This is a genomic window from Brachybacterium huguangmaarense, assembly GCF_025725725.1.
Lineage (GTDB): Bacteria > Actinomycetota > Actinomycetes > Actinomycetales > Dermabacteraceae > Brachybacterium > Brachybacterium huguangmaarense.
The window spans coordinates 3100923-3125872 of record NZ_CP107020.1; the positions used below are offsets into that span (position 1 = coordinate 3100923).

The following is a 24950-nucleotide window of genomic DNA, read 5'->3' on the forward strand; positions in this document are numbered from 1 at the left end:
CAGTGCATGTCCGCCCGCCCTCTCCACGTCGCCGCGATCTCGCTGCACACCTCGCCCCTGTCCGTTCCCGGCAGCGCCGACGCCGGCGGCATGAACGTGGTGGTGCTCGAGCAGGCCACGGCCCTCGCCCGCCGGGGGCATCGGGTCGACCTGCTGACCCGCCGGGCCGATCACGACGCCCCCGCCGTCGTCGAGGTCGAGCCGAACCTGCGGCTGATCCACCTCGAGGCGGGACCCCCGCAGCCTCTCGCCAAGAGTGACATGGAGCAGGCGATCGTCCCCTTCACCGCCTCCCTGGAGCGACTGCTCGACGCCTCCGACGACCCGTACGACGTCGTGCACGCCCATCACTGGTTCAGCGGCGTCGCGGCGCTGCCCGTGACCCGCGAGCGCGGCCTGCCGCTCCTGCAGTCCTTCCACTCGGTGGCCGCCCCGGCGGACTCGACCTCGCTCGGCGCGGGTGAGCCCGCCGAGTCGGACGGCCGGATCGCCGGCGAGCGCGCGGCCGCGACGGCCGCCGAGCTCGTGGTGGCCGTCTCCGACGCCGAGGCCGGCACGGTCCACGAGCGCTACGGCGTACCCGCGGCGAGGATGGCGGTGGTGCGACCCGGCGTGGATCCCGAGGCGTTCAGCCCGGCGGCGCCCGCGGAGATGCCCGCCGAGCCGGTGCTGCTGTTCGCGGCACGCCTGCAGCCGCTCAAGGCGCCCGACCTCGCGATCGAGGTGCTCGCGCGGCTCGAGAGCGCCCACGGCGCCCGGCTCCTGCTCGCCGGCGGCGCCTCCGACGACTTCGCCGCCTACCCCGACGAGCTCGCCCGGCAGGCAGAGCGGCTCGGCGTGCGCGACCGGGTCGAGTTCCTCGGCTCCGTCTCGCGGGCCGAGCTCGCGCATCTCATGGGCGCCGCGAGCATCCTGCTGCTGCCCAGCTGGTCCGAGACCTTCGGCCTCGTCGCCCTCGAGGCGCAGGCGTGCGGCACACCCGTCGTCGCGTGGCGCTGCGCGGGCGGGGTCGCCGAGGCCATCGGTGACGGCGGCCTCGTGCTCGACAGCCGCGACGCCGACGTCTGGGCGCACGCCGTCGAGACCGTGCTCGAGGACGCCGACGCCCGCGGACGCATGGCGCGATCGGCCCGGGCCTTCGCCGAGTCCCGCTCATGGGCGGCGAGCGCCGCCGACCTCGAGGCGGTCTACCGCCACGTCCTCGACGGCGGCCCGCTGCCGCCGTCCGCCCTCCCCCGCCTGCGGAAGGACTCCCCATGCCCGTGACGCCCACCGCCGAGCCCCGCGATCCGTGGGCCCTGCTCGATGCCGCCCGCACCGTGCTCACCGTGCACGCCCACCCCGACGACGAGTCCCTCTCGACCGGCACCCTGCTGGCCCACCTGGCCGCCCGCGGGGCCGAGGTGGTGCTCGTGACCGCGACCCGCGGCGAGGAGGGCGAGACGATCCCCGGCTCGATCCCGGCAGGGGACACCCGTCTCTTCGACGAGGTGCGGATGGCGGAGCTCGACGGCGCGGCCTCCGCCCTCGGGATCGCGCGACGGCACCTGCTGGGCACCCCGCCCGCGCTCGCCCCCGGCGCCGCGCCGCGCCGCTACCGCGACTCGGGCATGCGCTGGGTGACCCCGCAGATCGCCGGCCCCGCCGAGGGCACAGGCGACGACGCCTTCACGCGGCGCCCGCACCAGGAGGCGCTCGCCGACCTCGTGGCCGCCATCGAGCACGAGCGTCCCGACGTGCTCGTCTCGTACGACGACGGCGGCACCTACGGCCACCCCGACCACGTGCTCGTCCACCAGCTCACCGCGGAGGCCTCCGCCGCGACCGGCGTCCCCTTCGTCGAGGTCGAGAGCTACAACGAGGAGGGCCACGGATCGGCAGACGGCGTCTTCGCCCACCGTGAGCTGCCCGGGACCGCCGCCGCCGTGCGCGGCGCGCTCGACGCGCACCGCACCCAGCTGACGCTGCTGGCTCCCGACAGGCGCACCGACTCGATCGGGCTGCGCCTGAGCGGGGGCCAGGAGCACCGGCTCCCGCTCGGCGCCGGGGTGCGCGTGCACGACGCGGACTGAGAGGCCGGGCTGACAGGCCGGCCCGCCTGGCAGGCCGGCCGTGCCGCGGACGTCGCCCGGGCGGCGGCGGTCAGAAGGCCGGGACCTCGATCTCGAGCAGCACCGGCAGGTGGTCGGAGGCCTCGCGGAAGCGTTCTGCGGGCACGGAGGCGCTCTCGGTGAGAGTCCGTGCGCCGAGCACCCGCACGTCGGGCGTCGCGTAGAGCGCGTCGATGCGCCGCTGCGGTCGGCGGGCGGGGAACGTGCCGCCGTGCGCGTCGTCGCCGGTGTCCCGCGCCGCCTGACCCAGCAGGGTGCGCGCGGCACCGCTGCCCACCTCGTTGAGGTCCCCGCCGACGACGACGGGGGCGCCCGCGCCGCGCACGAGCTCCTGCACGTGGCGTGCATGCACGATCCGGTTGTCCTCCTGGAGGGCGAAGTGGATGCACGAGACGACGAGCTCGGCGCCGGGACCGGTCGACAGCCGCACCGCCGCCACCCCGCGGGGATAGGTGGACTTGCCGTCCGTGATGCGCTGGGACACCCGGTGCATGCCCGACCGCACCAGCTGGCGCGCGACCTCGTCGGTCGCGAGGATCGCGAGCCCGCGTCCGAAGCGTCCGCCGACCAGGACGCGACGGCCGATGCGTCGGGCGAACCAGTCCAGACGGGTCTGCGGCAGCACGAGCCGGGGAGCCTCCTGCACGAGCAGGATGTCGGGGGCGATGTCGCCGATGGCGGCCACGAGGGCGCCGAGGTCTCCTCGCAGCTCGCAGATGTTCCAGCTCAGGATGCGCAGCGTGCGCCGGGGCGCGGCGGCCTCCGGCACGAGGGGCGCGGCGGGCTCGTCCATCAGAGCGCGGCGAGCGGCGGCTCGCCCTCGAGCACGACGGGGGCCTCGGGGAGGGACGCGGGGACGGGGAGGTCGACGACGCGCTCGGCGAGGTTCGCGAGCTCGCTGACCTCGTAGCCGGGCCATCCGAACAGGGCGCGGCGCCACTCGGGCAGGACGGACTTGTGGCCGAGCGCCGCGCCGAGCAGGCCGCCGGCGATGCAGGCCACCGTGTCGGTGTCGTAGCCGGCGCGCACGGCGCCGTCGAGCGTGTCGGTCATCGCGGTGCGCTGGGCGAACTTGCCCTCGGGGATCGTGGGGCAGGCCCGATGGATCGCGGACCACGCGGCCTGGAAGGCGTGCACGACCCAGCCGTTGCGTCCGAAGGTCGCGGGCGGCGCCGCCTCGGCCTCCTCGATGCGCTGGGCCCACAGCTCGGCGCGCTCGGGGCTCAGGCGCACCAGTCCCACGCGGATGTCGAGCCGACCGGTGAGGATGGCGTGGCGGACCGCGAAGGTCCACAGCACGCACGCCTCCTCGACCTCCTCGCCGTAGTGGGTGAGCCGACAGATCTCGAGGACCGCCTCGTGCAGCACGTCGTCGTCGCGGTCGAGGTAGGGCAGGGCCACCACATGGGTGCGCATGAGGGAGCCGTTGCCGGCGTTCTGGGTCGACTCCTCGTGCACCGCGATCGCCGCGGCCCGGAAGTCCTGGGCGCGGGGCACCGAGCGTCCCGCCGCCTGCGCGGCGTCCGCGGCGCGCTCGACGACGTGCGAGGTGAGGGTGCCGATGTCCGGGGTGCCCTTGGACCACGAATACCATTCGCGGGCCACCTGGTCGAGGGTGGACTCGACGCGCAGGTCATGCCCGTCCGGGGTCGAGGCGGCGGCCTCGAGCAGCACGATCGCCATGGAGGTGTCGTCGGTCCACTCGCCGACCTCCCAGCCGAGGATGCCGCCGCCGGTCATCGCGACGTCGTCGGAGGCGGGGATCGGCGCCTGGAACTCGTACGGCGCGCCGAGGGCGTCGCCGGTGGCCGCCGCGACCACGCAGCCCACCGCCCGGGCACGCTGCGCGCGCACGTCTGCCGCCGCATCCCCGCGACCCTGGATCTCGCCCACCGGGTCATCGTTCCACACATCGGCGCATGCCACAGCCACGACCGCGCACCGGCCGGACGCCCGGACCGCCTCCAGGGGGATGCCGGGGCGCCCCGGTAGGCTGGAGCGGCAACGAAGGAGCCCCATGTCGACGACATCCACCCCCTCGCCCGCCGCCGATCCGGACGCGTGCGGCAGCGATCCCCACGACCACACGGGTCACGATCACGGCCCGACCGGGTCCGACATCGTCACCGGGCTCGTCCGCGGCTTCTCGATCCTCGCGCTCGTGGTCCCGGCCTTCGGCGTGATCGTGGTCCTGGCGGCGCTCGCCTCGACCCCGTCGACGCCGCTCGTGGCCCTGCTGGGCCTCGTGCTCGGCGGTCTCCAGCTCGCGTCCCTCGTCGTCACCGGCCTCGTCGTCCAGCGCGGGGACCGGCGCCTGTCGGTCCATCCCGCGCTCGTCACGGCCCGCTCGGTGCTCGACGAGATCCTGCGCCTGGCCGTCGTGCTGTGGGCGCTCGTGCTGTGGCCGGCCCAGCCCCACGGCCCCATCGGGCTGTGGATCGGCGTGGGCTGCGCCGTCGTCTGGGTCGCTCTGACCACCGCCCAGCTGGTCTCCTCGCGGCGTCGCATCGCGAGCCCGTCGGACTGGTCCCAGGAGATGGTCGCGACGCTCCTGCTCGAGAAGGTCTCGGTGGGCCGCACGATGGTCATGCGCCTGCTCGACGTGGTGGGTCTCGTCCTGTTCCAGATCGGGGCGACGGTGCTCATCACCGCCGCGCCCGTGATGGCCGTCGCGACCATCGTGCTGTCGATCGCCTCGGGCCTGTCGACCCTCATGCTCGTGCGGCGGGCGCCCTCGGACCGTCTGCACTCCGCCTGGGCCTTCGCGCCCCTGGGCATCGGTCTGCTCACCGCGGCCCTCGCCCTGCTGGCCTCGCTCTCGGTCTGAGCCGTCCCGGCCTCTCCGTCGCCCCCTCGCTCCGCCCCTCTGGAAGGACCCTCCGCCCATGTCCTCTGATGACACCACTCTCGCCGCCGGCCTCGACCGCTCCGGGGTCGATGACTCCCAGCGCCTCCAGGACGACCTGTTCGGGCACGTCAACGGCGCGTGGCTGCGCGACCACGTGATGCCCGCCGACCGGTCGAGCGACGGCGAGTTCCGGCGCCTGCGCGACCTGTCCGAGAGCCAGGTCCGCGAGATCGTCGAGGACGCGGCGAGCGCCGAGGTCCCCGCCGACCCGTCCACGCCCACCGAGCGGATCGGCGCGCTCTACCGGCTGTTCATGGACACCGAGGCGATCGAGGGCGCCGGTCGCGCCCCGCTCGAGCCGCTCCTGGACGAGATCGTCGCCCTGTCCGACCACACCGCGCTGACCCGGGCGATGGCGTCGCCCGACGCCGGCACCTCCCTGATCCACGCGTACGTGTGGACGGACGACCGCGACTCGACGCGCTACCAGGTCAAGCTGCACCAGGGCGGCCTGGGGCTGCCCGACGAGTCCTACTACCGCGAGGACCGGTACGCCGAGATCCGCGAGGCCTACGTGACCCATCTGGGCCGCCTCGCCCAGCTCGCCGCCCTGCCCGGCCGCGACGGCCTCGTCGACGGGGACGCCACCGCCCAGGCCCGCGCGGTCATGGACCTCGAGACGCGTCTGGCCGGCACGCACGTGGACGTCGTGCGGCTGCGCGACTCCGAGAAGTCCGACAACCCCATGGGCCGTGCCGAGCTGCGCGAGGCCGCACCGGGACTCGACTGGAACGCGTACATCGAGGGCACGGGCGCCGCGGCCTCGGCCTTCGAGGTCGTCAACGTCGGCCAGCCTGAGTTCCTCGCGGGCGCCGCTCCCCTGTTCGCCGACGAGCCGCTGCCCGTGCTGCGCACGTGGCTCGCGCTGCACACGGTCTCCGCGTACGCGCCGTACCTGTCCTCGGACTTCGTGGAGGCCGAGTTCGACTTCAGCGGCCGCGTGCTGTCCGGCGCCGAGGAGCTGCGCGAGCGCTGGAAGCGCGGGGTCGCGTTCGTCGAGGGCGCCGTCGGCTTCGACGTGGGCCGCGAGTACGTCGAGCGCCACTTCCCGGCCTCGCACAAGGAGCGCATGCAGGGTCTCGTGGACTCCCTGCTCGCCGCCTACCGCACGTCCATCTCCTCGCTCGACTGGATGACGCCGGCCACGCGGGACAAGGCGCTCGAGAAGCTCGAGCGCTTCACCCCCAAGATCGGCTACCCGGAGCAGTGGCGCAGCTACGACGGACTCGTGGTCGACCCCGCCGACCTCGTCGCCTCGGTGCGCGCGAGCCGGCGCTTCGACGCCGCCTACGAGTTCGGCAAGGTCGGCGGCCCGATCGACCCGTACGAGTGGCACATGACGCCGCAGACCGTCAACGCCTACTACAACCCCGGCGCCAACGAGATCGTGTTCCCGGCCGCGATCCTGCAGCCCCCGTTCTTCGACGCCGACGCGGAGGACGCCGTGAACTTCGGCGGCATCGGCGCGGTCATCGGCCACGAGATCGGGCACGGCTTCGACGACCAGGGCTCGAAGTACGACGGGGACGGGAACCTGCGCTCGTGGTGGACCGAGGAGGACCGTCGCGAGTTCGAGAAGCGCACGGCGGCGCTCATCGAGCAGTACTCGGCGCTCTCGCCGCGCGAGCTCGACGACACCCACCACGTCTCGGGCGCCCTCACGATCGGCGAGAACATCGGCGACCTGGGCGGCCTGTCGATCGCCGTCGCCGCCTACCTCTCGCACTTCGAGGGCGAGGAGCCGCCCGTGCTCGACGGCATGACCGGTCTGCAGCGCCTGTTCTGGTCGTGGGCCACGGTGTGGCGCGGCAAGAACCGGCCCCAGGAGTCGATCCGGCGCCTGGCGACCGACCCGCACTCCCCCGCCGAGTTCCGCTGCAACGTGCCGGCCGCGCACATCGACGCGTTCTACGAGGCGTTCGACGTGACCGAGGGTGACGCGATGTACCTCGCACCCGAACGCCGGGTCCGCATCTGGTGAGGCCCGCGGGCGGTAGGGTGGTCCTCGTCATCCACTGACAGGGGAGCACCACGGGGTGCTGAGAGTGCGCGAACGGCGCAGACCCTCGAACCTGATCCGGTTTGCACCGGCGTAGGGAGTCGGGATTTCTCTCGTGACGCGCCGCATGGCGGCGGGCTCTCGCGCCCGCCGTCGGCGTCGCGTCACGACCCTTCCTCGACGGAAGGAGCACATGATGACGACGACGAAGGCCACACCGCACGAGAGGACGGACCGCCGGCGCGGGTTCCGCACCGTGGACGTCACCGTCACGGTCACGATCGGGATCGCGATGGGCGTCGTGTTCCTGGGCCTGAACTACCTCTACTACCCGATCAACTCGATCACGGCGGCCTTCGCGCCCGCCGCCGGGGTCCTCGCGGGCGTCTGGTTCCTGCCGGCGATCCTGGCGGGCCTGATCGTGCGCCGCCCCGGCGCGGCCCTGCTGGCCGAGCTCATCGCCTCCTTCGTGGAGATGCTGATCGGCAACCAGTGGGGGTACACGACGATGATTTCGGGCCTCGCCCAGGGCCTCGGGGTCGAGATCGGCCTGGCGCTGCTCGCGTACCGGCGCTTCGGCATCGGCGCCCTCGCCCTCGCGGGGGTGGTCGCGGCCGGACTCGAGTGGGTCTACGAGGCCTTCGCGACGAGCGCCGTGTCCTGGGCGCTGTCCTGGAAGCTCGTCTACCTCGCGCTCATGGCGCTCTCGGGAGCCGTGATCAGCCCCCTCGTCTGCCTCCCCCTCGGGCGCCTGCTCGCCCGGACGGGCGTCCTGAACGCCTTCCCCATCGGGCGGGAGCGGGCGGCACGGGACCTCGTGTGACGACCCGTGCACGCGTCGGCGGGGCGCTCGAGGTCCATGACCTCAGCTGGCGCCCCGCCGGCCGTCGGCTGCCCACGATCGACCACCTCGACCTGCGCCTCGAGCCCGGCAGCACCGTGCTGCTGGCCGGGGCGAGCGGCAGCGGCAAGTCGACGGTCCTGCTCGCGCTCGCGGGGCTGCTCGACGACGAGTCCGGGGACCTGAGCGGGCGGGTCGACGGCTCGGCTCGGCGCGGCCTGGTCCTGCAGCAGCCCGAGCACACGGTCGTGGCCGAGACCGTCGGCCGTGACGTCGCCTTCGGCCCGGAGAACCGGTCGGTGCCGCGAGCGGAGATCTGGGAGCGGGTGCACGGAGTGCTCGCCGACCTCGTCCCCGACGTCGACGAGGCGGCCGGCCCGCTCGAGACCTCGGGCGGCCAGCTCCAGCGCGTCTCCCTGAGCGGCGCCCTCGCCCTCGACCCCGAGGTGCTGCTGCTCGACGAGCCGGTCTCGATGCTCGACCCGGCGAGCGCGCACGAGGTCCGGGAGGCCGTCGCGACCCTCGCCCGCGAGCGCACGGTCGTGATCGCCGAGCACCGCGTCGAGCCGTGGCTCGATCTGGCCGACCGGCTGCTCGTGCTGGGCCCCCAGGCCCGGATCCTCGCCGACGGCGATCCCCGCACCCTGCTCGCCGAGCAGCGCGAGACGCTGCTCGCGGCCGGGCTCGAGCTGCCCGCCCCGGCGACGGCCGCTGCGCAGGAGACGGCCGCTGCGCAGGCGACGGTCGCCGAGCCGGCGACGGCCGGGGACGCCGACGTCGCCGAGGTGCTCGCGCTCGAGGACGTCGCGGTCGTGCATCCCGACGGCACCGGCCGCCTCCTGGCCGAGCATCTCGAGCTGCACGCCCCGCCCGGCGCGCTGGTCGCGATCACGGGGCCGAGCGGCGCCGGGAAGTCGACCCTGCTGCGCCTCGTCGTCGGCCTCGACGAGCCGGCCGGCGGGACGGTGCGTCGCCCCGAGGCCCGGCGGCGGGCGATGGTGCCCCAGAACCCCGAGCACTCCTTCGTGGCCGGCACCGTGCGCGAGGAGATCCTCGCCTCGCTCTGGGTGTCCGATGCCTCGATCGCCGACCGGCTGCTCGCCGCGACCGACCTGGCGGCCCTGGCCGGCGCCAACCCGTTCACCCTCTCGGGCGGGGAGCAGCGCCGCCTCGCGATCGCGGCGGCGCTCGCCGCGCAGCCCGCGCTGCTCGTGCTCGACGAGCCGACGGTCGGGCTCGACGCCCGACGCGCGGCGGCGGTCCTCGATCTCCTCGACACCGCCCGCGCGCAGGGCTGCACGGTCGTCGCCGCGACCCACGACCCCGTCCTGGCCGCGCGCGCCGACCAGCGCGTCGAGCTGGCGGGAGGACCCGCGGCACAGCCCGCGCGCCTGCGCCGCCGGGCGGCGCCGGCGGCGCGGCTCAACCAGCTCACGATGCTCGCGATCGGGCTGCTCGCGATGATCGGCTCGTTCGCGGTCGACTCCCCCGCCGTGGGCGCGCTCGTGATGGCGCCCATCGTGGTGCTCGCGCCGCTGGCCGTCCGCTCGCTGCGCGCCGCCGCGCCCCGGGTCCTGCCGACCGTGCTCGCGATGGCGACGGTCGCGTGGTCGGTCGTGCTGCTGTCCCCCGCCTCGATCGGGAGCGCCGCTGCCTGGGAGCTCGCCGCCCGGGAGGCCCTGCGGATCGGGGCGCTCGTGCTGCCCGGCGTGCTCATGCTCGGCAGCCTCGACCCCACCCGGCTCGGCGACGCCCTGGGCCAACGGGCGCATCTGCCCGCGCGCATCGTGGTCGGCTCGACGGCGGGGTTGGCCCATCTCAGCACCTTCCGTCGCAGCTGGAGGATCCTCATGGAGGCGCGACGGCTGCGCGGCCTCGCCCCGCGATGGAGCCTGCGCCCCTACGCCTCGGCCACGCTCGGCATGCTCGTGACCGCGATCCGCTCGGCGACCGTGCAGGCGATCGCGATGGATGCGCGCGGCTTCGCGACCGCCCACACCCGCACCTGGGCGATGCCGAGCCCCTTCACCGCGGCCGATGCGGTGGGCGGCGCGGTCGGTCTCGTCCTTCTCGTCTGGCCCTGGATCGCCCGCGCTCTCGTCGGCTAAGGCTTGAAAAGGTCTCTTTCGAAAGATATCTTTCGATACATGTCGACTCGCCCTCCCGCCCCGCCTGCCATCGTCGAGGACCACGGCCTGCCGCTGCGGAGCCTGCAGCGCCCCGATCAGCTGCGGGCGCTGGCGCATCCGCGCCGGCTGCAGATCATGGACCTGCTGATCGCCGAGGGACCGTTGACCGCGAGCGAGTGCGCCGCGGCCCTCGGCGACTCGGCGGCGTCCTGCTCGTACCACCTGCGCCAGCTGGCGCGGTTCGGGTTCGTCGAGGAGGCCGAGGGCGGTCACGGCCGCAGCCGTCCGTGGCGGTGGGTCGCGCTCGGCACCCGGATCGACGCCGGGGACAGCCCCGCCGAACGGTCGGCCGCAGAGGCCCTCGAGGCCGTCGTCGAGGCCGGCAAGATCGACCGCATCCGCGCGTACCAGCAGCACCGGTCGAGCGAGCCGTGGCGGACGTCCGCGTCCTCGTCGTCCTGGTCGATCCGGATGACCGAGGCCGAGCTGCAGGGTCTGTCATCCTCCATCGCCGCACTCCTCGCCCCGCTGCAGCAGCGCACCTTCGCCGGGGAGGCGCCGGAGGGGTCCCGGGTCGTCGACGTCCTCGCCTACCTGATGCCCCGTCCCGACCGGCACGCAGCCGAGGGCCCGACCACGGACGATGAGCCGGCCGCGGAGGCGCCGGGCGGTGACGGACAGACCCATGCGTGAGGTCTTGCGGCGTCGCGACGTCCGCCTCCTGCTCGCCAGTCAGACCCTGTCCATGTTCGGCGACTGGACGCTGCTGCTGGTCTTCGGCATCTGGGCCAAGACCCTGACCGGCAGCAACGCCATCGCCGGCATGACCGTGCTCGCCATGGCGGCGCCCGGGCTGCTCGCCCCTCTCGCCGGAGTCCTCGTCGACCGCCTGCCCCGCCGGACGGTCATGATCACCGTCAAGCTGATCAGCGCCGCGGTCGTCTGCACCCTGTGGTTCGTCGACGGGCCCGACCGGCTGTGGCTGCTGTTCGCGGTCGCGATGTGGTACGGCCTCAGCACCATCATCTTCAACGCCGCCATGACCGGTCACGTGCAGGCGACGCTCCCGATCGACCAGGTCGGCCCCGTCAACGGCCTGCTGGCCACGGTCAAGCAGGCCCTGCGGCTGATCGGGCCCATCATCGGCGCCGGCCTGTTACGTCACGCTCCTCCAGCGCCGCACCCCGAACGCGGTGATGGGACGTGCCGCCGCCGGCTACGACATGCTCGCCTCCGTGCCCACCACCGCCTCCATCGCCGCCGGCGCCGTCCTCGTCGCCGCCTGGCCCTACCAGGCCATCCTCGCGCTCAGCGCCGCCGGATGCGCGGCCGCCGCCGTGGTCCTGATCGCCGTCACCGCCCGGCGTGCGCGCATCACCCCGTGGCCGATCTCCCCGGTGGGCCCGTCCGACGCCGCGACCACCGATCCCGGGACGGGCCGGTTCGCCGCCAGCTGAGCGGTCGGCGGTCTGCCGGCGGGCGCCGCCTGTGCGCCGTCGCAGGATGCTGTCGCTAGCCTGGGTCGGTGACCTCGAACAACGCCTCCCCCGCAGACGACGATGCCGTGGCCCTCGCGCACTCCCTGTTCGACGCGTGCCGCCGCGGCGACGCCGCCGGAGTCCTGCCCTATCTCGACGCCGGGGCGCCCGCCACGATGCGCGACGCCGACGGCAACTCGCTGCTCATGCTCGCGGCCTACCACGACCACCCGGAGCTCGTGAGGGCTCTCGCCGAGCGCGGAGCGGACGTGGACCAGCTCAACGACCGCGGCCAGAGCCCTCTCGCCGGGGCCGCCTTCAAGGGGTACGACGCGGTGGCACGGGTGCTGCTCGACGCGGGCGCGGATCCCGAGCTCGGCACGCCGAGCGGACGGGAGACCGCCGCCTTCTTCGGGCGCGAGGCCATCGCGGCGATGATCGAGGAGCGTCGCGCCCGACCGTGACCGGGGCCCCTCAGGGGCGCAGCACCATCGCGACGTGCTCGATGCCGGCCTCGAGGAAGATGCCGCCGACCGTCTCGAAGCCCATCGAGCCGTACCACTGCTCGAGGTACGCCTGGGCGTCGATGCGGATCTCGAGCCCGGGGCCCTGCTCGCGGCAGACGTCGAGGGCGGCCTGCATGACGCGTCGGCCCGCCCCGCCGCGGCGCCGGTCCCCCGCGACCACGACGCGACCGATCCGCATCGCGTCACGGTCGGCGAGGACCCGCGCCTGGGCGATCACGCGTCCGGTCCCGTCGCCGCCTTCGGACGTCCGCTCCTCGAGCCAGACCAGGATCGTCGTGTCCTCGAGCTCGCGCCCGTCGAGATCCTCGTCCGTCGCGTGCTGCTCCATGGTGAAGACGCGCTCGCGCAGCTGCAGGATGCGGTAGAGCGTGCGCGGGTCGATCTCGCGCAGCGGGGCGCGACGCACCACGATCTCGGACGGCACGGCGGACGGATGACTGGCACGGGGCTCGGAGCTGGGCACCTGCTCACCCTACGGCGCGTCGACCGGTCCCCTCGGCCCCGGTCTGCGTCCCGGACGCCGAGAGCGTCCGGGCGAAGTCCTCCATGGCTGCGCGCCACGCCGCGACCATGCGCGGACCGCCGTGCCCCTCGTCCTCGACCACCACGAGGCGGCTCGCGGGCCATGCGCGATGCAGCTCCCAGGCGGTGACGAGCGGGCCGGAGACGTCGCGCCGACCGTGGATCAGCACGCCCGGGAGGTGGCCGATCCGATCCATGCGGGAGAGCAGGCCGCCCTCGGGCCCGAAGCCGTCGTGGGCCCAGTAGTGGGTGACCAGCCGGGCGAAGCCGAGGGCGAAGCGCCGCTCCTGCTCGGACAGGCTCTCGGCGGGGCGGGCGGGGCCGCGCACGTCGCCGGTGCCGATCCGGATGTGCTCGTCCTCCCAGGCCATCCATGCAGCCGCGGCCCTCTCCTCGAGGTCGCGGTCGCCGCATGTGAGCAGACGCCGGTACGCCTCGACGATCCGCACCCGTCCCGGGGAGCGGTCGTGGCGGTCGAACTCCCCGTGCCGCTCGGCGAACGCGGCGAAGGCGTCCCAGGCCTCGGGGTAGATCGCCCCGACGTCCTCGGTGATCCAGTCGACCTCGCGGCGCGACGTGCTCGTGACGGCCATCAGCACGATCCCGAGCACGCGATCGGGGTGGGCCTGGGCGTAGGCGATCGCGAGGGTCGAGCCCCACGAGACGCCCTGCACGATCCACGCCTCGACCCCGAGGGCCTCGCGCAGTCGCTCGATGTCCGCGATCAGGTGCGCCGTGGTGTGGACGGCGAGGTCGACGCCCTCCTCTGCGGCGCTCGGGGTGCTGAGACCCGCGCCGCGCTGGGAGAAGCCGATGATCCGGCAGCGCTCCGCGGGAGCCTTGCGGCGATACCCGCTCGTGAGGCGGCCGCCGGGACCGCCGTGCAGATAGAGGGCGGGGACGCCGTCGGGGGCGCCGGAGACCTCGTAGTGCAGACGCTGGCCGTCGCCGACGTCGAGCATGCCCTCCTCGAGGAGGGGTGCGGGCTCGGGCTCGGGCTCGGGGAGGGAGGGTAGCGTCGGGGCATCGTCCATGGGGCGAGAGCCTACTGAGCCCGGCATGCCGATCCGTCTCACCTCGGCCCGATGCTCGGCCGGATCGCCCCGCTCCCGAAGGAGGCCCCCATGTCCCGATCGCATCCGTCCCGCTCGCTCCTGCCCCGCGCCCGTCACCTCGTGCCGACCGGCCTGCTCACCGCCGCCGCGGCGGCCGCGGGCACCGTCGCGACCCGGCAGGGCGTCGACTCCGACTGGTTCGAGCGTCTCGACAAGCCCGACTTCTTCCCGCCCCGCTGGGCGTTCCCGGTCGCCTGGACGGCGCTGTACGCCGACATCGCCGCCACGAGCGCCGCGGCCCTCGACGAGCTGCCCGAGGAGGAGCGGCGTGCGCTCTGGCGTGCCCTGACGGTGAACCTCGGGCTCAACGCGGCCTGGTGCTGGGTGTTCTTCGCCCGGCGCGAGGTGGCGCTGTCGGTCCCCGTCGTCGCGGCGCTCACCCTCTCGAGCGCCGGCCTGGTGCGGCGCGTCGGCCGGGCCCGGCGGCGCTACGCCCTCGCCCTTCTGCCCTACCCGGCCTGGTGCGCGTTCGCGACCGCGCTGAGCGGGGCCATCTCGGCCCGCAACCCCGAGGACTGAGACCCGACACGGCGCGGGGGCCCTCGGGCCGTCCCGCCCGGTCAGCGCCTCGTCGAGCCCGCCTCACCGGGCCCGACGGATCGAGGGCCGCACGGACCGAGCCCTCCACCGATCGAGGGCCACGCGAATCGAGATCGCGCTTTCCGGCGGAATTGTCGTCGAATTCCGCCGGAAGACGCGATCTCGATGTGTCCGCGCAGGTGAAGCGTCCGGGGGCCCGGCGATATCGATCGGCGCCCCGTCGCCTCAGTCCCCCGCCGTCCCGCTCCCGAGGCCCTCGCCGGGGAGCGCCCACGCGGCCGCGGGGTGCTCGCGCGACCAGACGGCCCGGCGCGAGCGCACGCTCTGGCAGCGGGGGCACCAGAACACGGTGCGCCCGGCGAGCTCGGCGGAGCGCACGGTCGTCGCGCACAGGCGGCACGGCAGCGTCTGACGGTGGTAGACGTAGAACGACTTCTCGCGCGGCACCACCGCGGGATCGTCGTCGCCGTTCTGCCGGGTCCCGCGGGAGCGTTCGACGATGCGCGCCTCGATGTCGCGGTGCTCCGGCTCCGTCGTGACGATCCGGCCGGTGCGGGCGCCGTAGTCCATGAGCGCCGACAGGTCCTCCCAGATCCCCTCGACGAGCGAGGCCGTGAGGTGCTCCCCCGGCACGAAGGGGTCGAGGCGGGCGCGGAACAGGGCCTCGGCGCGGTAGATGTTGCCCGCCCCTGCGATCACGTCCTGGTTCATGAGCAGCACGCCGATGCCGCTGCGCGAGCGTCGCACCTTCTGCACGAAGCGCGACGGATCGGCGTCGCGCCGCAGGGGGTCGGGCCCCAGGCGCGTGAGGAGCGCCTCGCGCTGCGTGGCGTCGTAGAGCTCGCATGCGGTGGGCCCCGTCAGATCGGCGAGCCCGTCGGGGCCGGCGATCCTCACCCGCACGGTCGCGCGCGGCACGAGACGCCGCCAGTCCTGCTCGACGTCGAGATCGCCCTCGACCTCCCCGACCCGGCGTCGCGGCGCCCCGATCGCGGGGGCCGACGCGAAGCCGGCGTCGCCGGCGAAGGTCCACGAGCCGTACAGGCCCAGATGGACGTGCACGAACGAGACGGCGGGATCGGTCAGAGCCGTGTCCGCCGAGGGGGCGAAGCCGAGCAGCAGGTGCTTGCCGACCGCCTCGGCCTCCACGAGCACCTGCCCGTCGAGGCGCTCGGCCTCGGCGGCGAAGCGGCCCTGCGGGCTCGAGACCCGGACCCGCCGACCCCCGAAGCCCTGCTCGAACGCGTCGGCGAGGCGATGGACGGTGTGCCCCTCAGGCACGGGCCCCGTACCCGCCGGTCTCCTCGTACCGGGCGATGAGGCCGATGCGCCGCACGTGGCGCTCGTCGCCGCTGAACGGCGTCGCGAGGAACAGGTCGATCAGGTGCTCGAGCTCGTCCTCGCTGTGCTGGCGGGCGCCCACGGAGATGACGTTGGCGTCGTTGTGCTGGCGGGCCAGGGTCGCCGTGTCCTCGTTCCACACGAGGGCGGCGCGCACCCCCTTCACCTTGTTCGCCGCGATCTGCTCGCCGTTGCCGCTGCCGCCGATCACGATGCCGAGGGAGCCGGCGTCGGCGACGACGCCCTCGCCGACGGCCGTGCAGAACGGCGGGTAGTCGTCGACGGCGTCGTACTCGTGGGCGCCGTGGTCGGTGACCTCGTGGCCCTTGGCGGTGAGGGAGGCGACGAGCCGGTTCTTGAGCTCGAAGCCGGCGTGGTCGGTGCCGATGTGGACACGCATGTCGAAATGCCTTTCGCGGTCGGGCCGCGGCCCGCCGGGGCGGACCGCGGCCAGGTGATCAGGAGAAGTCGGGGCCGTGGTCGCGCGTGCGCTTGAGCTCGAAGAAGCCGGGGACCGTCGTCGCCGCGGCGAGCGCGTCGAACAGGATCCCGGCCTGCTCGCCCTTGGGGGCCGGGGAGATGACGGGACCGAAGTAGGCCACGCCCTCGCCGAAGGACACGACCGGCGTGCCCACCTCGTCGCCCACCATGTCGACCACGGCGCGCTGGGCCGCGCGCAGGTCCTCGTCGAGGTCCGCGGAGTCGTACGCGTCGAGCCACTCGGCCGGCAGGCCGGCGGTCGCCAGGGCGGTCGCGGTCGACCCGCGACGATCGCCCGAGTCGCCCACGTGGTAGTCCTCGCCGAAGGCGGTGTAGAACGCGGCGAGCTGCTCCTGGGAGGCCGACTGCTCGACCTTGAGGGCCACGCGGGCGGGGCCCCAGGCCTCGTCCATCGAGCGGCGGTAGTCCTCGGGGAGGTCACGTCCCTCGTTGAGCACGGCGAGGCTCATGACCGAGAACACGGGGTTGACGTCGCGGACCTCGGCGGCGTGCAGCAACCAGCGGCTCGTCATCCAGGCGAACGGGCAGATGGGGTCGAAGTACAGCGTGACGTCCTGAGCGGGCATCGTCGTCTCCGTTCTCCGGCGCGGGGCGCCGGGAGGGTGGGTGCAGTCGATGTCGTCCATTGTGTCACCGGTCACCGGGACGGCCGCCGCCCGGGGCGCGTGAGCGGAACCACGTCAATTGCGTTGCGCCCGAGGCGATCGGACCGATTGGATCGATGCGTGTCGTCCCCCTTCCCCGTCGCCTCCTCCGCGACGCCTGATCCCGCCGCCGCGCACGCCGCCTCCCGCTCGGTCCTTCGCTCGATCGTGCGCGCCAACCGCCGGATGCTGATCCGCGTGCTGCCCCTGTCCATCTACTCCGAGGGCATCGAGATCGTCGTGCCCATCGGCCTCGGCATCGTCATCGACCGCGGCATCATCGCGGGCGACCTCCTGATCACGGTCCTCGGCGCCCTCGCGATCGTCGCCGCGCGCGTGCTGGGCATGTTCACCTGGGTCGACGTGTTCCTGCGCTCGCAGGAGGGGCGCATGCGCGAGCGCCACCGCCTGCGCGTGGTCGCGACCGCGGCGGTGCTCGACCCGCGGTCGTCCACGGCGGACCGCCCCGCGGGCGAGGTGCTCTCGATCGCGACCTCCGACGCCGACAAGGCCTCGGACATCCTCGACATGCTGCCGTGGGCGTTCCCCGCCTCCGCCGTCGTGCTCGGCTGCGCCGTCTGGTTCACGATCCTGGACCTGTGGCTCGGCCTGACCCTCTTCCTGGGCCTGCTCGCCCTGGTCATCGTGATCCGCGTGGTCTCCCCCGTGCTCTCCCGCCGCTACGACGCCCAGCAGTCCGAGGCGGCCGAGGCGGCGGCCACCGCGACCGACCTCGTGCAGGGTCTGCGGGTGCTGCAGGGCCTCGGCGTGCAGTCCCGCGCCCGGGCCCGCTATCGGGAGCAGTCGCGCACGGCCCTGCGGGCGGCCCTGACCAACGCCCGCTTCTCCGGGGTCTCGAGCGGCCTCACCACGCTCGTGACCGCCGTGATGCTCGCGGCCGTCGTCGTGATCGCCGCCCGCCACACCCTGAGCGGGGTGATGACGCTCGGCACCCTGATCGCCGTGGTCGGCGTGACCCGCTCGATCATGGGCCAGCTCCAGGGCCTGTCCGGTGTGCCGGTGTGGTGGGCGAGCATCTCGACGTCCGCCCGCCGTGTGCGCGACCTGCTCGCCGACCTCGGCTGGACGGTCGACGACCCGCGCCTGCAGGAGCTCACCCCCTCGGGCGGCGCCGAGGGCCGGGCGCCGCGCCGCGCCGGCGCGGGCGGCCTGCGGATCGCCGACGCCGACCACGGCACCCTCGAGGGCGTGGACCTCGAGGTCCCCGACGGCCACGTGGTCGCGGTCGCGTGCGGCGACCTCGCCGACGCCGACGCCCTGCTCGAGGTCGTGACGGGAGGCGCCCCCGGCGCCCGCCTCGGCGAGCGCGCCGTGGCCTCCCTCGATCCCGAGGAGGCCCGCGCCGACCTCCTGGTCGAGCCGCACCGCGTGGACCTGTTCGACGGCACGCTGCGCGACCAGCTCGCCACGCGCGTGCCGCGCGGCGCCGCGACCGACGGGAGCGACGACGCCTGGGCGGACGCCGCGCTGCACGCGGCGGGCGCCGAGGACATGCTGCGCATCCTGCCCGACGGCTTCGACTCGCGGATCCTGGACCGCGGCGCCAACCTGTCGGGCGGACAGCGCCAGCGCATCGCGCTCGCGCGCGCGGTCGCGGCCGACGCCCCGGTGCTCGTCCTGCAGGACCCGACCACCGCTGTCGACGCCGTCACCGAGCAGCACATCGCCGAGGCCCTCACGGCGGCCCGGCGCCTGCCCGATCGGGCCACGCTCGTGCTCACGCGCGCGCCGGCCCTGCTGCGCGAGGCCGACCGCGTCGTCTTCGTGCGCGACGGCCGCGTCGCGGCCCAGGGCACCCACACCGATCTGATGGACGACGACCACTACCGAGAGGCGGTGCAGCGATGAGCACGACCCCCTCCGCCTCCGGCGCGCTCGGGCTGACGCGCGCGGACTGGCAGGCCGTGCCGGCCGACCTCACCTCGACCTCGACCGCCGACTCCGACGAGACGGCGCGCCGGCAGCTCGCCGAGCACGCCTCCCTGCTGCCGATCGCGAGCGGCCGCACGGCCGCGCGCTTCATGGGCGCCCGGCTGCGCGAGCACGCCGTGGCGACCGCGCTCATGGTGCTCACGAGCACGATCGCCTCGCTGTGCGCGGCCTGGCTGCCACGCCTGATCGGGCAGGCCGTCGACGTCGTGACCGCGGGCGACGGCCGGGCCCTGTGGCGCCTCGGCACGCTCATCGTGGTCGCGGGCGCGTTGCAGGCCGTGTTCTCCGCGCTCGCGTGGGCGCAGGTGAGCGCCCTGGGTCAGCGCATCCTCGCCGGGATGCGCGAGGACGTGATCGACCGGGCGCTCGACCTGCCCGCCCAGACCATGGAGCAGGCCGGCATCGGCGACGCCCTCTCGCGGGTCGCCGACGACGTCGACGTGACCGCGCGCGCCGTCAACAACGTCGTGCCCACGCTCGTGCAGACCGCCTTCTTCGTGGTGGTCACCCTGATCGGGATGGCGACCCTGTCGCCCTGGCTGCTGCTCCTGGTGGCCCTCATCGTGCCGATGTACATCGTCGCGGGGCGCTGGTACCTGCCGCGCTCGGCCCGCATCTACCGCCGCGAGCGGATCGCGATGGGCGCCCGCGCCCAGGGGCTGCTCTCGGCCATCCACGGCTCGCGCACCGTGCACGCCTACGGTCTCGAGCAGCGCGAGACCCAGCACGTGGCCGTGCTGTCCAAAGCCGCGGCGGTGCTCGGCATGCGGGTCGTGGTGCTCGTGTCGCGCGTGGTCAAGGGCATCAACGTGCCCGAGAACATCGCGATCGCGGGCGTGCTGCTCATCGGCTACCTGATGGTCCACGGCTTCGGCGCCCCGCTCGGCATGGTGACGGCGGCCGGGATCTACATGACCTCGCTCATCTGGCCGATGATGATGGTGATCTTCACCCTCGACGACGTGCAGTCCGCGGGCGCGAGCCTCACCCGCATGGTGGGCGTGATCGACACGATCGACCCCGCCACGTCCCCCGGCGACGAGCGTCCGCGGGACGCCTCGATCGACCTGACGGGGGTCTCCCACGCCTACGGCCTCGACGCCGAGGGCGCCGAGCGGGTCGTGCTCGAGCCGCTGGACCTGCACATCGCGCCGGGCGAGACGATCGCCCTGGTGGGGGCGTCGGGCGCCGGCAAGTCGACGCTCGCCTCGATCATCGCGGGCACCCTCGCGCCGCGCCACGGCAGGGTCCTGCACGGCGGGGCCGATCTCGCGCGCGCCGACCTCGAGGCGATCCGCGCGCACGCCTCGATCGTCAGCCAGGACGTGCACGTCTTCCGCGGGCCGCTGTCCACCGACCTGCGTCTGGCCCGGCCGGAGGCGACCGACGCCGAGCTCGAGCAGGCCCTCGCCCGGGTCGGCGCGCTGACCTGGGCGCGACGGCTGCCCCGCGGGATCGAGACCGAGGTGGGCGAGAAGGGCGAGCAGCTCACGGCCGAGCAGGCCCAGCAGCTCGCGCTCGCCCGCGTCGTGCTCCAGGACCCCGAGGTCCTCGTCATGGACGAGGCGACCGCGGACGAGGGCTCGACCGGGGCGCGCGTCCTCGAGCAGGCGGCCCTCGAGACCGCGCGGGGACGCACGACCGTGATCGTCGCCCACCGCCTGTCCCAGGCGGCGCTGGCCGACCGCATCCTCGTCATGGCCGACGGCCGCGTGGTCGAGGAAGGGCCCCACGAGCAGCTGCTCGGGCGCGGCGGCGTGTACGCCCGGCTGTGGGGCGCGTGGTCCGGCGAGGGCTGACGCGGCTGGACACGGCGGACCAGGGGCGAAGGGGTATGGTCGATCCCATACACGTTCCCCCTCGCGGGCGGGCAGGTGAGCACCGGGGCCTTCGGCCGGACGACTCGGTGCGGTCCGTGGGGGCCGACCCGGCCTGGACGAACTCAGATGCCTTCGACGCGACGCTGGTCGCCCGGCGACCACGTGACCTGGACCTACTACACCCTTCAACACCCCACCCGCACCGTGCGCCCCGGGACCGTCGTGCTCGACGACGACCGCGGGATCGTCGTGTGGATCGCCCCGGGCACCGAGGTGCTGCTGCCCGTGCTCGAGAGCGGGGCCGCCCTGCGCCGTGCCGGTGACGAGGGCATGTTCACCGCCCCGCGGGTGCAGTCCAAGCAGCTGTGGACGGGCAACGGGATCCTCATGATCGGGCTGCCCGACAAGCCGTACTCGGTGTGGCTGTTCTACAAGGACGACGGCTCCCTGGGCTGCTACTACGTCAACCTCGAGACCCCCTTCGAGCGCACCGACGAAGGGGTGCGCACGCGCGACCTCGTGCTGGACCTCGTGGTGCTGCCGCGTCGCGACTGGCACTACAAGGACGAGGACGAGCTCGAGGGCGCCGAGCGCGTCGGCTACTTCTCCGCCGAGGAGGCCGAGGACATCCGACGGGCCGGGCGCTGCGCGGTGCGGGACATCGAGAGCTGGGCCTATCCCTTCGAGGCCGGCTTCGAGCACTTCTTCCCCGACCCCTCGTGGAAGATCCCGGAGCTGCCCTCCCACTACACGTGGGACCTCGACCTCACCTCCCGCTGAGAGGGCCCTCCCCCGCCGGACGGACCGTCCCCGCACCGGTGGCAAGATGGACGGCATGCCTGCAACCGAGAACCTCACCCGTGAGGAGGCGCGCGAACGCGCCTCCTTCCTCTCCACGGACTCCTACGACGTCCGTCTCGACCTGACCGGCGGCCCCACGACGTTCCGCACCGAGACCACCATCCGGTTCCGCTCGAGCGTGGCGCGCGAGACCTTCGTCGACCTGATCGCCCCGGCCGTGCACGAGATCGAGCTCAACGGCGAGCTGCTCGCGGACCCCGCCTCCCGCTTCGACGGCGCCCGCGTGCAGCTGCCCGCGCTCGCCGAGGGCGAGAACGTCGTGCGCGTCCTCGCGGACGGCGCCTACATGAACACCGGCGAGGGCCTGCACCGCTTCGTGGACCCCGTCGACGACGAGGTGTACCTCTACACCCAGTTCGAGGTCTCCGACGCCCGGCGCATGTTCGCGTGCTTCGAGCAGCCCGACCTCAAGGCCGTCTTCACCTTCACGGTGACCGCGCCGGAGCACTGGCGGGTCATCTCCAACGCCCCGACCCCCGAGCCGACGCCCGCGGACACGGGCACCGCGACCTGGTCGTTCGATCCCACCGAGCCCATCTCGACCTACCTGACGGCGCTCATCGCGGGACGCTACGAGGGCGGCGAGGGCTCCGTGACCACGCGCGACGGCCGCACCATCCCGATGGGCGTGTACGCGCGGGCCTCGCTCGCCGAGCACCTGGACCCGCAGAACATCATCGACGTGACCGCCGCCGGCATCACCTTCTACGAGCGGGCCTTCGACTGCGACTTCCCGTTCCGCAAGTACGACCAGGTCTTCGTGCCCGAGTACAACATGGGCGCGATGGAGAACCCCGGCGCGATCACCTACGTCGAGTCCTACGTGTTCCGCTCCGACGTCTCGGACGCGATCCGCGAGCGCCGCGACCTGACGGTCCTCCACGAGCTCGCCCACATGTGGTTCGGCGACCTCGTGACGATGCGCTGGTGGGACGACCTGTGGCTCAACGAGTCCTTCGCCGAGTACGCCTCGACGCTCGCCTCGGCCGAGGCGACGCGTTGGCGCGACGCGTGGACGACCTTCGCGGGCAGCGAGAAGTCGTGGGCCTACAACCAGGACCAGCTGCCCTCGACCCACCCGATCGTCGCCGACATGGTCGACTTCGACGCGGTCGAGACCAACTTCGACGGCATCACGTACGCCAAGGGCGCCTCCGTGCTGCGCCAGCTCGTGGCCTACGTGGGCCAGGACGCGTTCTTCGAGGGCCTGCGCGCCTACTTCCGCAAGCACGCGTGGTCCAACACCGAGCTGGACGACCTGCTCGTCGAGCTCGAGGCCACGAGCGGCCGCGATCTGCGCGAGTGGTCGGCGCTGTGGCTCGAGACGGCGGGCGTGACCACCCTGCGCCCCGTCATCGAGCGCGACGCCGACGGCGTCGTGCGCCGCTTCGCGGTCGAGCAGACCGCGCCGGCCGACCATCCGACGCTGCGACCGCACCGGCTGCGGATCGCCGGTTTCACGCTCGCCGACGGGCGCCTGCGCCGCACCTCCGAGGTCGAGATCGACGTCGACGGCGCCTCGACCCCCGTGCCCGCCCTCGAGGGAAAGGCGGCGGATCTCTGGCTCGTCAACGACGGCGATCTCGCCTACGCCAAGGTGCGCCTGGACGAGGCCTCGCTGCAGGTCGCCATGGAGCATCTGCGCGACATCGACGACCCGCTGGCCCGGACCCTGATCTGGGGCGCCGCGTGGGACATGGTGCGCGATGCCGAGCTGCCCTCGCGGCGCTTCCACGAGCTCGTGCTCGCGAACCTCACGGGCGAGGACCAGTCCTCGGTGATCCGCACCCTGCTGGGCCAGCTCGACGCCGTGACCGGCCGCTACGCGGCACCCGCGGATCGGGCGCGCCGCGGCGAGGCCACCGCGGACGCCCTGTGGTCCCTCGCCCAGGAGGCGCGCGGCGGCTCGGACGCGCAGCTCCAGTTCGTCGAGGCCTTCGCCCGCCACGCGGTGAGCGCCGCGCACGAGCGCGTGCTCGCGGGGCTGCTCGACGGCTCCGTCGCCCTCGAGGCGCGTCGAATCGACACGGACCTGCGCTGGAAGCTCGTGATCGCCCTGGCCTCCCTCGGCGCCGTCGACGAGGCGGCCGTCGACGCGGTGCTCGCCGACGACGACACCCAGTCCGGCCGCAAGAGCGCCCTCACGGCGCGCGCCGCCCTCCCCACGCCGGACGCCAAGGCCGAGGCCTGGCGCCGGACCGTCGAGGAGGACGTGCTGCCGAACGAGTCGGTGACCGCGGTCGTGCAGGGCTTCTGGCGCGTGCACGACGACGCCCTCGTGCAGGTCTACACGGGCCCGTACTTCACGATGCTCGACGACGTGTGGGAGGCGCGCTCCAACGAGATCGCCAACCGCCTGATCCAGGGCTACTTCCCGTCGTCCTTCCCGAGCCAGGACGTGGTGGCGCACGCCGACGCGTGGCTCGCCGAGCACGAGGACGCGCCGCTGGGCCTGCGCCGACCCATCGTCGAGGGCCGCGACGGCGTGGCCCGCGCCCTGCGCGTGCAGCAGGCCGACACGGCCTCCTGACCGCGGCCGCGACGGTGCCGCCGTCCTCGATGCGGGGGCGGCGGCACGGCCGTGCCCGGCCCGCGGCCCTGCCCGGACGGGCCGGCCCGGCGACGGCCGGGCGCGGCCACGGATACATGGGTCACAGCTCCCGGACACCGGTCAGTCGTCCTCGTTAGGGTCGGCTCCATGGATTTCGACTGGCTCCTCTCCGACGGCGAGGCCGACCAGGCCGTCTCGCTGCTGGACTCGTTCCTCACCTGGCTCGCCACGAGCGGCGTGCGGATCCTGCTGATCATCGTCGTCGCGGTCGTGCTGCGCGTCGTCCTGCGCTGGCTGATCGGCCGCTTCTTCCGCACCATGATGGACTCCGGGACCGCGCTGTCCTCGGTCACCAACGCCGTGGTCCGTCGTGACAAGCGCGAGCTCAAGCAGGCCCAGGCCCGCCGCGAGCAGCGGGCCGAGACCCTCTCCAACGTCGCCGTGAACGTCGCCTCGGCCGTCATCGGCCTCGTCGCGGTCGTCATGATCCTGTCCGAGGTCGGCGTCAACGTCGCCCCCATCATCGCGAGCCTCGGCGTCGCCGGCCTGGCCGCCGGCATCGGCGCGCAGACCATCATCAAGGACCTGATCGCGGGCGTCGTGATGCTGTTCGAGGACATCATCGCCGTCGGCGACGTCGTGGACCTCGAGTACGCGACCGGCACCGTCGTGAACATCAACCTCCGCGTCACCCAGGTGCGCAGCCTCGACGGGGCCCTGTGGACCGTTCGCAACGGCGAGATCGTGCGGATCGCCAACATGTCCCGCGGCTACTCCAACGCCGTGGTCCAGCTCGACATCTCCAACCAGGCGCGCAACGCCCAGGTGAGCGAGGTGCTCGGCTCCGTCGTCGACGCGATCTGGGACGACGAGAGCTGGCACGAGCTGCTGATCGAGAAGCCGACCGTCTCGGGCATCCTCTCGGTCGACGGGGCGAGGTTCCAGCGCCGCATCGTCGCCAAGGTCCAGCCCGGCCAGCAGTGGGCGGTCGAGCAGGACCTGCGCCAGCGGGTGCGGGTGGCCTTCTCCGACGCCGGCATCGAGTTCGCGATGCCCCGCGTGGCGGAGCCCGCCGCGTGAGGCGCCCCGGCCCGCACGGGCGCTCGGAC

22 protein-coding genes and 1 riboswitch are annotated in these 24950 nt (G+C 73.8%); of the genes, 15 read left to right on the forward strand and 7 right to left on the reverse strand.

Annotated features, from left to right (window positions below):
* Positions 1-6 precede the first annotated feature (6 nt).
* Both BRM3_RS14305 and BRM3_RS14310 read left to right on the forward strand, forming a co-directional pair.
* Entirely contained in the window at positions 7-1266 is a 1260-nt protein-coding gene (locus BRM3_RS14305; protein WP_263593964.1) for a glycosyltransferase, read from the forward strand.
* Positions 1257-2072, forward strand: coding sequence for a PIG-L family deacetylase (locus BRM3_RS14310; RefSeq protein ID WP_263593965.1), 816 nt, complete (start codon positions 1257-1259; stop codon positions 2070-2072). Before BRM3_RS14305 ends, BRM3_RS14310 begins: the two co-directional genes overlap by 10 nt.
* Positions 2073-2142: 70 nt before the next feature.
* Here BRM3_RS14310 and BRM3_RS14315 read toward each other — a convergent pair whose 3' ends face one another.
* The gene (locus BRM3_RS14315; RefSeq protein ID WP_263593966.1) at positions 2143-2904 is read right to left on the reverse strand and encodes an endonuclease/exonuclease/phosphatase family protein; all 762 of its coding nucleotides are present in this window, start codon (positions 2902-2904) and stop codon (positions 2143-2145) included.
* Entirely contained in the window at positions 2904-4004 is a 1101-nt protein-coding gene (locus tag BRM3_RS14320) for an ADP-ribosylglycohydrolase family protein (protein WP_263593967.1), read from the reverse strand. Before BRM3_RS14320 ends, BRM3_RS14315 begins: the two co-directional genes overlap by 1 nt.
* Before the next feature lie 124 nt (positions 4005-4128).
* On the opposite strand from BRM3_RS14320, the gene BRM3_RS14325 reads away from it, so the two are divergent.
* From BRM3_RS14325 to BRM3_RS14355, 7 genes are all read left to right on the forward strand, one after another.
* A complete protein-coding gene (locus BRM3_RS14325) occupies positions 4129-4938 on the forward strand; it encodes a hypothetical protein (protein ID WP_263593968.1) in 810 nt (269 codons plus the stop codon).
* 58 nt (positions 4939-4996) lie between these two features.
* Positions 4997-7000 (forward strand): M13 family metallopeptidase, encoded by a 2004-nt coding sequence (locus tag BRM3_RS14330; RefSeq protein ID WP_263593969.1) that lies wholly within the window; start codon positions 4997-4999, stop codon positions 6998-7000.
* Between the two features lie 29 nt (positions 7001-7029).
* Positions 7030-7135: riboswitch (TPP riboswitch) on the forward strand.
* Between the two features lie 79 nt (positions 7136-7214).
* On the forward strand, positions 7215-7841 hold the full coding sequence (locus tag BRM3_RS14335) for an ECF transporter S component (RefSeq protein ID WP_263593970.1): 627 nt from the start codon (positions 7215-7217) through the stop codon (positions 7839-7841).
* Entirely contained in the window at positions 7838-9967 is a 2130-nt protein-coding gene (locus BRM3_RS14340; RefSeq protein ID WP_263593971.1) for an ATP-binding cassette domain-containing protein, read from the forward strand. The genes BRM3_RS14335 and BRM3_RS14340 overlap by 4 nt, the downstream gene beginning before the upstream one ends.
* A 39-nt stretch (positions 9968-10006) precedes the next feature.
* Positions 10007-10681 (forward strand): ArsR/SmtB family transcription factor, encoded by a 675-nt coding sequence (locus BRM3_RS14345; protein WP_263593972.1) that lies wholly within the window; start codon positions 10007-10009, stop codon positions 10679-10681.
* Positions 10674-11504, forward strand: coding sequence for an MFS transporter (locus BRM3_RS14350; protein ID WP_263593973.1), 831 nt, complete (start codon positions 10674-10676; stop codon positions 11502-11504). Before BRM3_RS14345 ends, BRM3_RS14350 begins: the two co-directional genes overlap by 8 nt.
* A gap of 9 nt (positions 11505-11513) precedes the next feature.
* Positions 11514-11930, forward strand: coding sequence for an ankyrin repeat domain-containing protein (locus tag BRM3_RS14355; protein WP_263593974.1), 417 nt, complete (start codon positions 11514-11516; stop codon positions 11928-11930).
* Between the two features lie 10 nt (positions 11931-11940).
* Here the strand turns inward: BRM3_RS14355 and BRM3_RS14360 are convergent, their stop codons facing one another.
* The gene (locus BRM3_RS14360; RefSeq protein WP_263593975.1) at positions 11941-12456 is read right to left on the reverse strand and encodes a GNAT family N-acetyltransferase; all 516 of its coding nucleotides are present in this window, start codon (positions 12454-12456) and stop codon (positions 11941-11943) included.
* Positions 12457-12460: 4 nt separating this feature from the next.
* A complete protein-coding gene (locus BRM3_RS14365) occupies positions 12461-13549 on the reverse strand; it encodes an alpha/beta hydrolase (protein WP_263593976.1) in 1089 nt (362 codons plus the stop codon).
* Between the two features lie 90 nt (positions 13550-13639).
* Between BRM3_RS14365 and BRM3_RS14370 the strand changes: the two genes are divergently transcribed.
* Positions 13640-14149 carry a TspO/MBR family protein gene (locus BRM3_RS14370; protein ID WP_263593977.1) on the forward strand — a complete coding sequence of 170 codons (510 nt, stop codon included), beginning with the start codon at positions 13640-13642 and terminating at the stop codon, positions 14147-14149.
* A gap of 246 nt (positions 14150-14395) precedes the next feature.
* Here BRM3_RS14370 and BRM3_RS14375 read toward each other — a convergent pair whose 3' ends face one another.
* Genes BRM3_RS14375 through BRM3_RS14385 form a run of 3 tightly spaced genes read right to left on the reverse strand, consistent with a single transcriptional unit; the run spans position 14396 to position 16578 of the window.
* Positions 14396-15451, reverse strand: a complete 1056-nt coding sequence (locus tag BRM3_RS14375) for an Fpg/Nei family DNA glycosylase (protein ID WP_263593978.1) — start codon at positions 15449-15451, stop codon at positions 14396-14398.
* The gene (locus tag BRM3_RS14380) at positions 15444-15911 is read right to left on the reverse strand and encodes a ribose-5-phosphate isomerase (protein WP_263593979.1); all 468 of its coding nucleotides are present in this window, start codon (positions 15909-15911) and stop codon (positions 15444-15446) included. The genes BRM3_RS14375 and BRM3_RS14380 overlap by 8 nt, the downstream gene beginning before the upstream one ends.
* 58 nt (positions 15912-15969) lie before the next feature.
* Positions 15970-16578: a mycothiol-dependent nitroreductase Rv2466c family protein gene (locus BRM3_RS14385; RefSeq protein WP_263593980.1), complete on the reverse strand. Its 609-nt coding sequence runs from the start codon at positions 16576-16578 to the stop codon at positions 15970-15972.
* Positions 16579-16737: 159 nt separating this feature from the next.
* On the opposite strand from BRM3_RS14385, the gene BRM3_RS14390 reads away from it, so the two are divergent.
* The 5 genes from BRM3_RS14390 (at position 16738) to BRM3_RS14410 (ending at position 24921) form a co-directional block, all read left to right on the forward strand.
* Entirely contained in the window at positions 16738-18525 is a 1788-nt protein-coding gene (locus BRM3_RS14390) for an ABC transporter transmembrane domain-containing protein (RefSeq protein WP_263593981.1), read from the forward strand.
* Positions 18522-20408, forward strand: a complete 1887-nt coding sequence (locus BRM3_RS14395) for an ABC transporter ATP-binding protein (RefSeq protein ID WP_263593982.1) — start codon at positions 18522-18524, stop codon at positions 20406-20408. The genes BRM3_RS14390 and BRM3_RS14395 overlap by 4 nt, the downstream gene beginning before the upstream one ends.
* Positions 20409-20555: 147 nt before the next feature.
* Positions 20556-21209, forward strand: coding sequence for a DUF402 domain-containing protein (locus tag BRM3_RS14400; protein WP_263593983.1), 654 nt, complete (start codon positions 20556-20558; stop codon positions 21207-21209).
* Between the two features lie 55 nt (positions 21210-21264).
* Positions 21265-23820: an aminopeptidase N gene (gene pepN / locus BRM3_RS14405; RefSeq protein ID WP_263593984.1), complete on the forward strand. Its 2556-nt coding sequence runs from the start codon at positions 21265-21267 to the stop codon at positions 23818-23820.
* 168 nt (positions 23821-23988) lie between these two features.
* On the forward strand, positions 23989-24921 hold the full coding sequence (locus BRM3_RS14410; RefSeq protein ID WP_263593985.1) for a mechanosensitive ion channel family protein: 933 nt from the start codon (positions 23989-23991) through the stop codon (positions 24919-24921).
* The last annotated feature ends 29 nt before the right edge of the window (positions 24922-24950 follow it).

Excerpts from the sequence above, each read along its gene's own strand:
- BRM3_RS14305 (WP_263593964.1), top strand. The coding sequence starts at position 7 with ATGTCCGCCCGCCCTCTCCACGTCGCCGCGATCTCGCTGCACACCTCG.
- BRM3_RS14310 (WP_263593965.1), top strand. The coding sequence starts at position 1,257 with ATGCCCGTGACGCCCACCGCCGAGCCCCGCGATCCGTGGGCCCTGCTC.
- BRM3_RS14315 (WP_263593966.1), bottom strand. The coding sequence starts at position 2,904 with ATGGACGAGCCCGCCGCGCCCCTCGTGCCGGAGGCCGCCGCGCCCCGG.
- BRM3_RS14325 (WP_263593968.1), top strand. The coding sequence starts at position 4,129 with ATGTCGACGACATCCACCCCCTCGCCCGCCGCCGATCCGGACGCGTGC.
- BRM3_RS14330 (WP_263593969.1), top strand. The coding sequence starts at position 4,997 with ATGTCCTCTGATGACACCACTCTCGCCGCCGGCCTCGACCGCTCCGGG.
- BRM3_RS14335 (WP_263593970.1), top strand. The coding sequence starts at position 7,215 with ATGACGACGACGAAGGCCACACCGCACGAGAGGACGGACCGCCGGCGC.
- BRM3_RS14345 (WP_263593972.1), top strand. The coding sequence starts at position 10,007 with ATGTCGACTCGCCCTCCCGCCCCGCCTGCCATCGTCGAGGACCACGGC.
- BRM3_RS14350 (WP_263593973.1), top strand. The coding sequence starts at position 10,674 with ATGCGTGAGGTCTTGCGGCGTCGCGACGTCCGCCTCCTGCTCGCCAGT.
- BRM3_RS14365 (WP_263593976.1), bottom strand. The coding sequence starts at position 13,549 with ATGGACGATGCCCCGACGCTACCCTCCCTCCCCGAGCCCGAGCCCGAG.
- BRM3_RS14370 (WP_263593977.1), top strand. The coding sequence starts at position 13,640 with ATGTCCCGATCGCATCCGTCCCGCTCGCTCCTGCCCCGCGCCCGTCAC.
- BRM3_RS14380 (WP_263593979.1), bottom strand. The coding sequence starts at position 15,911 with ATGCGTGTCCACATCGGCACCGACCACGCCGGCTTCGAGCTCAAGAAC.
- BRM3_RS14385 (WP_263593980.1), bottom strand. The coding sequence starts at position 16,578 with ATGCCCGCTCAGGACGTCACGCTGTACTTCGACCCCATCTGCCCGTTC.
- BRM3_RS14395 (WP_263593982.1), top strand. The coding sequence starts at position 18,522 with ATGAGCACGACCCCCTCCGCCTCCGGCGCGCTCGGGCTGACGCGCGCG.
- BRM3_RS14400 (WP_263593983.1), top strand. The coding sequence starts at position 20,556 with ATGCCTTCGACGCGACGCTGGTCGCCCGGCGACCACGTGACCTGGACC.
- pepN (WP_263593984.1), top strand. The coding sequence starts at position 21,265 with ATGCCTGCAACCGAGAACCTCACCCGTGAGGAGGCGCGCGAACGCGCC.
- BRM3_RS14410 (WP_263593985.1), top strand. The coding sequence starts at position 23,989 with ATGGATTTCGACTGGCTCCTCTCCGACGGCGAGGCCGACCAGGCCGTC.